7 protein-coding genes are annotated in these 11,898 nt (G+C 40.2%); all 7 read right to left on the minus strand.

Annotated features, from left to right (window positions below; translation table 11 throughout):
• Nucleotides 1–12: 12 nt before the first annotated feature.
• Nucleotides 13–741 carry an elongation factor P 5-aminopentanone reductase gene (gene ymfI, locus OIT90_RS11125; protein WP_144490517.1) on the minus strand — a complete coding sequence of 243 codons (729 nt, stop codon included), beginning with the start codon at nt 739–741 and terminating at the stop codon, nt 13–15.
• A 31-nt stretch (nt 742–772) separates the two neighbouring features.
• On the minus strand, nt 773–3,892 hold the full coding sequence (locus OIT90_RS11130; protein ID WP_474892563.1) for an MMPL family transporter: 3,120 nt from the start codon (nt 3,890–3,892) through the stop codon (nt 773–775).
• On the minus strand, nt 3,870–4,346 hold the full coding sequence (locus OIT90_RS11135; protein ID WP_126681843.1) for a MarR family winged helix-turn-helix transcriptional regulator: 477 nt from the start codon (nt 4,344–4,346) through the stop codon (nt 3,870–3,872). Before OIT90_RS11135 ends, OIT90_RS11130 begins: the two co-directional genes overlap by 23 nt.
• A gap of 152 nt (nt 4,347–4,498) precedes the next feature.
• Complete coding sequence (yfmH, locus tag OIT90_RS11140) at nt 4,499–5,791, minus strand: EF-P 5-aminopentanol modification-associated protein YfmH (RefSeq protein WP_039178701.1); 1,293 nt, start codon at nt 5,789–5,791, stop codon at nt 4,499–4,501.
• Nucleotides 5,788–7,068, minus strand: coding sequence for an EF-P 5-aminopentanol modification-associated protein YfmF (gene yfmF / locus OIT90_RS11145; RefSeq protein ID WP_474892564.1), 1,281 nt, complete (start codon nt 7,066–7,068; stop codon nt 5,788–5,790). Before yfmF ends, yfmH begins: the two co-directional genes overlap by 4 nt.
• 145 nt (nt 7,069–7,213) lie before the next feature.
• Nucleotides 7,214–10,330, minus strand: coding sequence for an MMPL family transporter (locus OIT90_RS11150; RefSeq protein ID WP_474892565.1), 3,117 nt, complete (start codon nt 10,328–10,330; stop codon nt 7,214–7,216).
• Nucleotides 10,331–10,641: 311 nt separating this feature from the next.
• A complete protein-coding gene (locus OIT90_RS11155; protein WP_039183112.1) occupies nt 10,642–11,871 on the minus strand; it encodes an MFS transporter in 1,230 nt (409 codons plus the stop codon).
• Nucleotides 11,872–11,898 lie beyond the last annotated feature (27 nt).

Raw genomic sequence — 11,898 nt, forward strand, 5'->3', positions numbered from 1 at the left:
TATACACGTTTTTTAACAGTACCAGCCGCCATTAACAGATAAAATTTGACCTGTGATATAACTTGACTGTTTTGAGGCGAGAAACCAAATGACATCTGCAACTTCCTCAGGCGATGCAAGCCGGCCAAGCGGGATTTCTTCTTCCAGCATTGCGATGTCTTCCTGCGTAAAACTACTCATCATGTCTGTTTTGACAGCGCCTGGCGAGACAGCATTTGCTCTAATTCCACTTGGGGCAAGCTCTTTTGCTAATCCTTTTATAAAAGCATTTTGCGCACCTTTGACCATGCTGTACAGCACTTCACACGATGCTCCCGTTTCTCCCCATATCGAGCTGACCGCAATGATATGGCCTGCTTTCTTTTGGATCATGGCAGGTAAAAGGGATTGGGTAAGCTCATATGGACTTGTGACATGAAGCTGCACCATACTGGCTAATACATCTTTTTCTGTGTCTGTCACCAATCCGACATGGCTCCTGCCGCTATTTAAAACAAGTATATCTGGACAGAGCGGCAGGCGGCTGACAAGCTCATCTGTTCCGCCCGTTATAGCTAAATCTGCTTGAACGACATGCGTCTGAATGTGATATGCCTCATCCAAATGAGCGGCGAGGCGCATAGCTGCCTGTTCATTTTTATGATAATGAAGCATTAGGTTGCAGCCTTCTTGGGCAAGCTTTTTGGCTGCTGCCTGCCCAATCCCGCCACTGGCACCTGTTATCAGCGCCCAACGACTCATCACATTGATTCCTTCTTTCTATATGGGATACCTATTCTTTTCGTTTAAATGGGAACCAGTTGGCTGATCCGAACAATTTCACCATTACAGGTACGAACAATGGTAGCACAACGAGTGCGTACAATAAAAGTCCTGTGAGGACAAGTGTCGCAATCTGCAAGAGAGACAGTACACCTGATGGAAGCATTGCGGCAAATGTTCCTGCCAGAATAACAGCAGCAGACATAATGACAGATCCCATATTTTTCATTGATTCGGTCATGGCAAACTGGATGTCTTTTGTTTTGTATTCATTGAATCGCTCCATTAAGAAAATCGAATAATCGACTCCGAGCGCCATTAATATAACAAATCCAAAGAATGGTACAGCCCAGTTAATGCCTGGATATCCGAAGAAATGGGTGAAGATAAATTCTGTTATACCGATTGCTGTAAAGTAAGTCAATATGAGTGAACCTACCAAGTACAGCGGCATAACAAGCGAACGGAACAAGATCACCAAAATAAGGAAAATGCCGATCATCATGTAAAGCACTGTCTTATTGAAATCTTGATCTGACAGCTGTTTTAGATCAGCGTTCATACTTGATACACCTGAAACGCCAAATGACGCATCTTTTAGTTTTGTTTCAGGAAGTGCCCGCTCAACAGAAACTTCCACTTGTTTGATTGTCGACAGAGCTTCATTTCCATATGGATTTTTTTCTAAAATGACATCAATTTTTGTCATCTTGCGATCATCTGACATGTATGAATCAAATACTTGTTTGAATGCTTTATTTTTTAAGACGTCTTTTGGAATAAACCAGCCGGCCATGTCTTGATCTGGTGCATTTTTCAGTTCATCTAAGTAGTCACCTGCACCCATTAAGCCGCTCGAAATTTTCTCAAGTCCAGTTACACTTTTGTTCAGGCCATCTGTCAGCTTTGTCAGATCATCCCCAAAGCCGCCAATCTTTTCTTTCATTTGCTTTTGGCCATTAATGATGTCGCCCGCTCCATCTGCAAGCTTTGGCATATTATCAGCTAATTGTCCTTGGCCTTTTGACGTTTGATCCAGTCCAGTTTCAACTGCATCTAAGCCAGCAATGAGTTCATCGATCTGACTCGTCAAGACTTTTTGCTGCTCTGAAGCTTTTGCGATAAAGGCATCAGCTGCTTCAAGCTGCTTTCTAGCTTCTTTCGCTTGTTTGGCATAGCTATCTGCCTGTTTCGCCCCTTCTTGCAAAGTCGCGGAAAGTTCATTGTACGAAGCTTTGATCGCTTGATACGATTGATTTTCTTTTACCTGCGGGATTTGCTTTTCAAGTGTACTAAATTGTGTATTTGCTTGTTTGATTAACGCTTTTACATCTGCTGCGGCAGATGATGATGTATCCACTTGCGCTAATGCCGCCTTTAATTCTTTGGAAATGCTTTTATACAGCGAAACTTGCTGATTCACTTGTGCGACTTGAGCCGTTAATTCCTTTTTCGCACCTTTGATTTCATTTTTAATGGCTGCTACACCTTTTTTATTTTGGTCGATGCCGTTTTGCAATTTTCTTAAGGATTTTTCAACATTTTGAATCCCTGTTTGCACAGATTCAGTACCGGAAATCAATTGATTAATGCCTTTTCCTGATGATTTGATTTGCGGCGTTTGATCCTCAATGGATTGACTCATTGTTGTGAGTGCATCCTGAATTTTTTTCAATCCTTCATTGCTTTTATCAAGCCCTGTGTTCAGTTCCTTGGCTTGTGATTTCACGTACAGATCACTCAGCCCTTTACCGACAGGACGGGTAGCACTTCTGACTTTGCTGACACCATCTGTTTGTTCAATTGCACGGCTGAGTTTTTCGATGGCAATCAGCCCTTCATTGTTGTCTAAAACATCAGCTGATTTCACGACCACTGTTGCCGGAAGTGCTTCACCCGGTCCAAACTTGTCAGAAATGGTATTGAATGCGTTGACCGATTCGTATTTGTTACCAATTTCATCTAAGCTGTTATAAGAAAGGGTTCCTTTATACATCAGAATTGGCGGAAGTGTAATGATTCCTACGATTAATAAGCTGAAAAGCGGTTTCTTAAATGAAAAGCGGCCTGCTGTTTCCCACATTTTTGACTGCGGGTGAGCAATATCGCCTTTAATCGGCCAAAACAACACCTTTCCTAAAACCGCCATAAAGAACGGTACAATCGTGAGAAGGGCCACAATGAGCACAGCAACCCCGACTGCTACTGCAACAGCTGATTTATAAAGCTGGAATTGCGCCAGACCAATACATGTAAAACCGATTAGAACCGCAATTCCGCTGAAAAAGACGGTCTTTCCTGCTGTTTTATACGTAATGAGAATCGCCTCAATTTTATCTTTACCATGTGCGATCTCTTCCTTAAAGCGGCTGAGAAGCAGTATGCAGTAGTCCGTTCCAATTCCAAACATGATCGCGACCATAAAGATTTGAGTAAAGGTCGAGAGCGGAAAGTCTACATATTTTACTAAATAAGCCACGATCGATTGACTCACCAAGTAAGACAGTGCCACTGCGACTAACGGAACGAAAGGCGCCACAGCTGATCTAAAAACAAGAACAAGAACGACGAGAATAAACCCAATCGTAATGAATTCTGTTTTCTTCAAGCCTTCCTGCGAACTTGTGATAACATCATCATCAATTAACGGCTGCCCTGTCATTTCAAATTTCAGGTTTAAGCTTTTCAGCTTTTCATTGACTCTTTCTTTAAAATCGGATGCTTTGATTTTGTTTGAGTCATATGTAACTGGAACAAGAAGTGTCGTTTGATCTTTGGAGAGCATTTGTTTTTTAATATCTTTATTTGCTTCAAAGTAAGAAGTGATGTCCTCTATGTGGAGATCTTGATCCTTTTCTAAAATGTCCATTGCCTTTTTTAAAGAGGTTTCTCTTTCTTTCACAATGTTCTTTTCTTGAAAGACAATGACGATTGATTTTTCTGTATCCCCGTTTTCAGACATTTTCTTTAATAACTGATTGGCATATGAGGACGGATAGCCGTCTGGTACAGAAATTTGCCCCTTTTCTTTTGTTAATTGCGCCATATTAGGAGCGGTGATGAGTAACACTGCCGCTAATACGACCCACAGGATCGTGATCAGCCATCTACCCTTTATGATTGCTCTCATTAGTACTTTGTGCCTCCTCTTCGATGATCACTTGATAGATCTTTTCATATGTTTGAATAAATGATTCCATTTCTTTTTCTTCAAGCTTTTCAAAATAAGATCGAACTAGGTCTTGAAGCTGCTTTTCCATTCGGCTGACTACATCTTTGCCCTCTGGTGTGACGTACAGGTGAACATTTCTTCTGTCAGCTTGATCATGTTCACGAATAATATAGTTTCTCGTAAAAAGACGATTGGTCATAGATGTTACAGCACTTTTGTTTACATTACATACATAAGCCAGGTCCGTTGAGGTACACCCCGGATGTAAATTGATGTATCGAAGGGAGTAATATTGATCAAGCGTCAGCTCTTTATCAAGCTTTTCTGTGATCATACTCGATACTTTTTTCTCCATCATGAGATAGACATCTGTATACCTCTGGATGAGCTGGGCAATTTTATTTTGTTCCATACGCTGCTCCTTTTTAGTTTAAGTGTTTAACTATTAAAGAGTTTAACTAACGAACAAAACAATTGTCAATGAATATCCTCGCAAATAAAGCGGCTTTTTCAATAAACATAAAAAAAGACAAACTCTGCCGATATGAGTTTGTCTTTTTACATTTATTTTGTTTTTGGGACGACTTTGAAAACGGACATCCGTTCTTCATCAATTTCTTCATCTAAAATTTGCTGAATATCAGCTAATTGAATTTGTTCCAGCACTGTGACGACATCAAATAAGCTCATGTCTAAGAATGCATATCGAGTAAATTGGTTTGCAATGTATTCTGGAGAATTCATGGCTTTTAAAAAGCTGCCGATTTTTTTCTTGCGGGCAAGCTCAATTTTCTCTTCCGTCATAAGGCTTTTTGCTTGAAGAAGGGTTTCTTTTAATACTTTTGCAAGTTGATCAGGATCGTTTGTATCCCCGCCAACTGAAGTGAAGCCAAAGCCGCCTTCTTCTGTATAATCGTAGCTGAATGTTTCATCAATTAAGCCTTTTTCATACATCTGTTCATATTGTAATGAGCTTTTGCCAAACAGCGTCTCTAAAATGAGGTTCATCCCAAGCTCATGCTTTAGCAGTTGATTTCCTTTTTTATGCGGATTCTTTGTTTTCAACCCGAACATACATTTAGAGCCTTGTACGTTCATTGGAAGTTCGTATTCTTTCCGGTATACACCTTCAGGCTCATTGATGTCTTTTCGTTTGATCTCCGGCTGGTCTGTAAATGGCTTTTTCGCCTGATTTGCTCTGACTTGATCTAAAATTTGTTTCGGATCAACCGGACCAACGACGAATAGAAGCATATTGCTCGGGTGATAGAACGTTTCATAGCATTCATACAAATGATCTTTTGTAATAGGGGCAATACTCTCTACTGTTCCAGCAATATCTATTCTCACAGGATGTTCTTGATATAAATTTTCAATCAGACCAAAGAATAAACGCCAGTCCGGATTATCGTCATACATGTTAATCTCTTGGCCAATGATACCTTTTTCTTTTTCGACTGTTTTTTCAGTAAAATAAGGCTCTTGAACAAAATCAATGAGTGTCTCAAGGTTTTGTTCGACATTTGAGGTGCTAGAGAATAAATAAGCCGTTCTCGTAAACGTTGTAAAAGCGTTTGCGGATGCTCCTTGTTTACTAAAAGTATGAAACACGTCTCCATCCTCTTTTTCAAACAGCTTATGCTCTAAGAAATGGGCAATTCCGTCAGGCACTCGAATCATGTCTTCTTTGCCAAGCGGCACAAATTCATTATCAACTGAGCCATATTTTGTTGTAAAGGTCGCATAGGTTTTGTTAAACCCTTGCTTTGGAAGCACATAGACGTCAAGTCCGCTTTCCATTTTTTCGTGATAGACCGTTTCTTGCAGCTGGTCGAATTGAATTGTTTTCACTGTCATGAAGCACCCTCCGTTCCTTTAAGAAAATAGGTCGTATCCCACTCGATTTTCTGACCCACTTTGATGATGTCCTCTTTTGTCACTCGGTCTAATGCTTCCAAAAAGGAATCAAGGGTTTCCCCAGTTGGCACAACGGCATGCTGATATAAATATTCTGCTGTCCCATAAGATGTATCGATCGTTTCAAGCAGCTGGTTTTTGACGACTGCTTTTGTTTGATCAATTGCTTCATCAGAAAAATCACCTTTTTGCATCGCTTCAAATTGTTCTTTGATGATGTCTACTGCCTGCTGGTAGTTGCCAACTTCAATCCCTGACATGACCATCATCAAGCCTTTAAAGCTCTCAAGTCTAGACACAGCGTAGTACGCAAGACTTGCTTTTTCACGAACATTGATGAATAGCTTAGAATGCGAGAAACCGCCGAATATGCCATTAAACAAATGCAGCGCTGGATAATCTTTATCTGCAATCGTTGTATGTGTGCGAAAGCCGATGTTCAGTTTGCCTTGTTTTACGTCCTCTTCATCAATGACTTCTTTTGGTTCATTTTGAGGTCTTGCTGATTCAGTCTGTTGTTTGATCGGTTCTCTTTCACTTGTTTTAAAGTATTGGGAGACCATTCGGCTGATGTCTTGTTCGTCAACATCTCCTACTACATAAAGATCAAGCTGGTTTGATTGAAGCGCATGCTCATAAGCTTCAAAGAGCGAGTGAGCGGTGATTGCGTCGATGTCTTCCATTTCACCATTGACGTGCAGTGCATATGGTTCACCTTTACACATTTCCTGCACGAGTCTTAAATTCGAATAACGCATTTTATCATCATAGACTGCCTGAATTCGCTGTTTTATCGTGCGTTTTTCTTGATCTACATATAATTGACTAAACACCCCATCTTCAACATACGGGTGGAATAATAGGTCAGATAGTAAGGCAATCCCTTTTTCTAGTAAAGGGTTTTGATCCTTTAGATATTTTTCATTCGCCATTTCTAGACGGAAGGTAATGATGTGATTCTCACCTTTTTTCGCCATGTCTGCCGAAACGGTTGCTCCATAGAGCTCATCAAAATAAGCACGCAATGCACCTGTTTTTGGCATCTTTTCTGTTCCTCTTAACAACACATGCGGGAAAAGAGAACGCATGGTGACGTCATCTTTGGATAACGGTGCAAGCATTTTAAAAAGGATTGTCACGGTTTTAAATTTTTCTGTTTTGACAATATGAGTATGAAGACCAGGTGTGTCCAGTGTCTTCTCTTGTAAGTACGTCATGAGAAACCTCCTTTGTTCATCCTATTTATTATGTATTAGAACATAGCTGATATATACGTGAAACAGCCATTTAATAGACATTATATCAATCAGAGGAAAGGATAGGAAATAAAAACGCCTCTGCTTATAGCAGAGACGCCAGTTGTTATTTCATTCTAAACGGCCACCAATTCCATTTACCGAAAATACGAACCATGACCGGAATAAAGAGCGGTAATACAACAAAAGCATATAATAAAAGTCCAATGAGTACGACCGTTGCAATTTCAACAAGTGATAATACTCCCGATGGCAGCATAGCGGCGAACGTACCTGCCAAAATGGCCACTGCAGAAATAATGACAGAACCCATATTTCTCATCGCTGATATCATCGATGCTTGTACATGCTCTCCCTTCCATTCATTAAAACGATCCATGAGGAAGATGGAATAATCGATCCCGAGCGTCACAAGAATAACAAAGCTGAAAAATGGGACAGCCCAGCTGACACCATCGTAGCCAAAGAATGTTTTAAAGATCCATTCTGTTAACCCGATCGATGTAAAATACGTTAAAATCAGTGAAAGTGTTAAGTATATCGGCATGACGATTGACCGTAATAAAATAATTAAAATAATAAAAATACCAATTAACATGAAAATGACAGTTCGAATAAAGTCACCGTCAGACGTTTCTTTTAAGTCCACATTTAAGCTTGAAATACCAGATACACCGTATTTGGCATTTTTGAGTCCACTTACAGGTAAATATTGATCAAGGGTTTCCTCAATTTTTGCGACACCTTTCATCGCTTCATTGCTGTATGGATTCACATTTAGGATGACTTCAAAAGTCGTTAATTTACGATCAGGAGACATATACGTGTGAAAGATTTGCTTAAATTCTTGGCGTTTCAGCACTTCTTCTGGAATAAACCAGCCTGTTATTTCTTCATCTGGCGCTTGCTGAAGCTGCTTTAAGTAGCCGTCAGCCTCGGTGAAGCCGCTTTTGACCTGCTCAAGCCCTTCAATACTTTCATCTAATCCATCTGTTAATAATGTAAGTTTTGATGAAAGCTGGCTAAATCCTTTTTTGATGGCTTTTTGGCCGTCTGTCAGCTGATCTGCACCATCTTCAATTTTAGGCATTTCTTTAATCAATTGTTTTTGGCCCTCATTTGTTTGGTCAAGACCGTCATAAATTTGATCAAGCCCATCCATGAGCGCTTGCACTTGGCGTTTTGCTTCTTTTTGCTTGCTTGATAAGGTTTGAATCACTTGATCTGCCTGCTTGATCTTTTGCTTAAAGTGAGCGGCTTCCTCTTCATATACACTCATTTGATCCCCTGCTTGATCAAGCATTCCTTTTGTTTCTTTGAATACTTTCTTGATTTCTTTATATTCTTCCATGTCTTTTACTTCTGGAAGACGATTTTCTAGTGCTTCAAATGATAGATTTTCATAAGATTTCTTTACTTTCTTAATGGTTGTCATCAGCTGCTGATTCGATTTCGCATGGCGTTCCAGTGTATTCACCACTTGCTCTAGCTCTTGAATCATCGTTTCGCTGCTGCGATATTCTTGCTCTAATTCTTTTTTCGCTTCTTTGATTTCACTTCGAATCGTACCGACGCCATCTTTACTGCGCCTCACCCCATCTTCTAAAGAGATAAGGGATTCCCTGACTTCTCCAATACCGCTTTTGATTGCTTTCGTTCCATCAATCAGCTTGTCAATACCTTGAGCGGATTCTTCAATTTTTGGTTTTTGTTTGAGAAGGGCCAGGTTTGTTTCTGTCAAGCCATCAGAAATTTTCCCGATTCCTTCATGTCCTTTGCCAAGTTCTCCTCCCAGCTCTTTCGCTTGAGAGGTGACATAAAGCTGGCTCAGCCCGTCTCCAACAGGGCGCGTGACACTGCGGACTGTTTTGACTTCGTCAATGTCATTTAATTTACGGGTCAGTTTTTCAATGATCACAATCTTTTTTTGATTATCTAGCTTATTGTCACTTTCAACAAGCACATTCAGAGGCAGCGCTTCACCAAAGCCAAATTGCTCTGATATCGTATTAAATGCAGACACCGACTCATACTTATTCCCAATTTCATTTAAACTGTTATAAGATAGGGTGCCGTCGTACATCAGAATAGGAGGCACCGTAATAAGAGCGACTAAACCTAAGCTGATCAGCGGCCTTCTAAATGAAAAGCGCCCAGCCCATTCCCACATTTTACTTTGCGGGTGCCGGATGTTTTCTCTTTTAGATGGCCAGAATAGAGATTTTCCGAAAACAGACATAAAAAAGGGAACGATGGTAACAAGGGCAATCAGCAGAACGCCCACTCCAACGGCAACACTAACGGCTGATTGATACAATTGGAATTTAGCAAATCCAATACTTGAGAAGCCGACTAACACGGCTAAGCCGCTGAAAAATACCGTCTTCCCTGCACATTGATACGTGACGATAATCGACTCTTTGACATCACGGCCTTGGCCGATCTCCTCTTTAAAACGGCTTAACAGCAGGATGCAATAATCCGTTCCGATACCGAACATAATGGCTACCATAAAAATCTGAGTAAAATTAGATAGAGGAAATTGTGTATATTCTACAAGAAAAGCCACAATACACCGGCTGACAGCGTAAGAAATGCCTATCGTAATGAGCGGAACAACAGGTGCCAATATCGATCTGAAAACAATAATTAAAATAAAGAAAATAAAAATCATCGTGATAAGTTCAGTTTTCTTCAGACCTTGTTGAGAACTTTTAATGACATCTGAATCCACAAATTTTTGACCCGTTATTTCATATGAGACATGATAGGGCTTTAAAACTTCCTCAATTTGTTCTTTAATCTTCACAGCTTTTGTTTCGTAGTGGTCGAATTTGAATGGAACAAGAAGTGTACTTTTATCCTTTGATAAAAGTTGTTTTTGAATGTCCGGATCTACATGAAAATATGAAGTAATTCCGTCAATGTGGAGTTCTGGGGCATGTGTCATGAGTGCAGCTAAAGCCTTTTTTAATTCCTGCTCTTTCGCAGGGAACAGATGTTGTTCGGAGAATACAAGCACACCTGTATCTTTTTTCCCGTTCTTATCTGACAGCTTATCCAATAGGTGAAGTGCCTCAGCTGTTGGTGTCCCCTCCGGAACCTTTAATTGCCCTTTTTCTCTTGTTAATTCCTCTAAATCGGGCGCAGTAATAAACAGAATCACAGCTGTTATCATCCACACCACTAATACAATCCATCTTGCTTTAATTATTTGCAACATAGCTGCTTCAAGCTCCTTCTAGTTCATCAATCAATTTGCTGTATTTGAGCGTGTCTGAAGTGCTGACTGCGTCTCCTTCAAATGGCAGGATGACCTATTCAATTGTCCTTACGTGTTGAAGAAACACATCTCCATCATCAGCACGCGTGCTCAATTTCTGCCTAAAGAAAGACAGAAAATGAATGTTTTTGAACACCTCCAATTTGGGATAATTTAAAAGATATTACTATACATTAGTTTAACTATCAAAATTTTACATGTCAATTTATAAAAAAGAAAAAAGATGGCAAAATGCCGTCTTTTTTCTATATTTAAACTGTTTTCAATTGTTCGCTCTCATCCTCTTCATCTGGCTGGATGAAAAAGAGGACCAAAAATAGTGAAATGAGACTGCAAATGGTCGAGAGAATAAAAACAATGGAGTCCCCTTTATCCATAAGATAGGCAAAAATCGGAGGCCCTAAAGCAACACCGATAAAACGCATACTGCTATAAAATGACGTAATGGTACCGCATTGTTCTTTTTCAATTCCTTCTGTAATCAGCGCATCAAGTGCAGGCAGCACAATACCGATACCAACACCGCCAATGCTTAAACAGATAAACAATACGTAAAAGCTGTGATTCCACCATAAAAAAATATAAGAAAGTGATAACAAAGCCATACCTGCGATTAAAAAGATTCTCATTTTGCCTTTTTCTTTTCCAATCGTTTTTCCAGCAACGAAGGAACTGATTGATAGAAAAAGGAGCGGAATACTCAGCAGAAACCCTTTTTTGACACCTTTTATTTGATAAGCTGCCTCTAGATTATCGGATAAGTAAAAAAGCACACCAAAAAGAAGAAACATAATAAAACCGCCAATAGCAAAAATGGCATAAAGCCAGCGTCCCTCATGCTTAAAAATGGTCTTTGTTGCTTTTAAAAACTCTTTAAATGTAGGCGGGTCCTCCTCTTTTTTCGCCGACTCTACCATGAACAGTACCATGAGAAAGCTGATGGCCGAAAAGAACGGAATGAACCAAAACGGCACATACCAAAACCATGAAGCAAGAAATGCCCCAATAATCGGGCTTAGGACCTTTCCCGCTGTGTTAGAGGTTTCAATGGCGCCAAGTCCCGCACTGACCTCTTCATCATCATGAAACAAATCTCCTATAAATGGCATAACAACAGGTGCCGCTCCAGCTGAACCGACACCTTGAAGGACCCTGCCAAGAAGGATCCACATATACGGTTCTTTCATGATTGTTGAGGCGACTGCTGCCACAGCCCCTCCAAGTCCGGCGATTAAAAGACACGGCAGCAGTACCTTTTTTCGCCCAATCCGGTCTGATAAATAACCGGCGATTGGAATACATAGGATTGCTACAACCGAATATACCGTAATAATGAGAGAGACTTGAAAGGAAGTGATCGAGAGTTTCTTTTCTATCTCTGGCAATACAGGTATTAACATCGAGTTCCCTAGTGTCATGATTAGAGGGACTGATGATAACGCAATGATATTCTTTTTACTGACTGTTTTCTCGCCCAACATCATTCACCCAATTCTATATACTGTTAC

The organism is Bacillus sp. ABR (genome assembly GCF_056172715.1).

Excerpts from the sequence above, each read along its gene's own strand:
- ymfI (WP_144490517.1), bottom strand. The coding sequence starts at position 741 with ATGAGTCGTTGGGCGCTGATAACAGGTGCCAGTGGCGGGATTGGGCAG.
- OIT90_RS11155 (WP_039183112.1), bottom strand. The coding sequence starts at position 11,871 with ATGTTGGGCGAGAAAACAGTCAGTAAAAAGAATATCATTGCGTTATCA.
- OIT90_RS11150 (WP_474892565.1), bottom strand. The coding sequence starts at position 10,330 with ATGTTGCAAATAATTAAAGCAAGATGGATTGTATTAGTGGTGTGGATG.
- yfmF (WP_474892564.1), bottom strand. The coding sequence starts at position 7,068 with ATGACGTACTTACAAGAGAAGACACTGGACACACCTGGTCTTCATACT.
- OIT90_RS11130 (WP_474892563.1), bottom strand. The coding sequence starts at position 3,892 with ATGAGAGCAATCATAAAGGGTAGATGGCTGATCACGATCCTGTGGGTC.
- OIT90_RS11135 (WP_126681843.1), bottom strand. The coding sequence starts at position 4,346 with ATGGAACAAAATAAAATTGCCCAGCTCATCCAGAGGTATACAGATGTC.
- yfmH (WP_039178701.1), bottom strand. The coding sequence starts at position 5,791 with ATGACAGTGAAAACAATTCAATTCGACCAGCTGCAAGAAACGGTCTAT.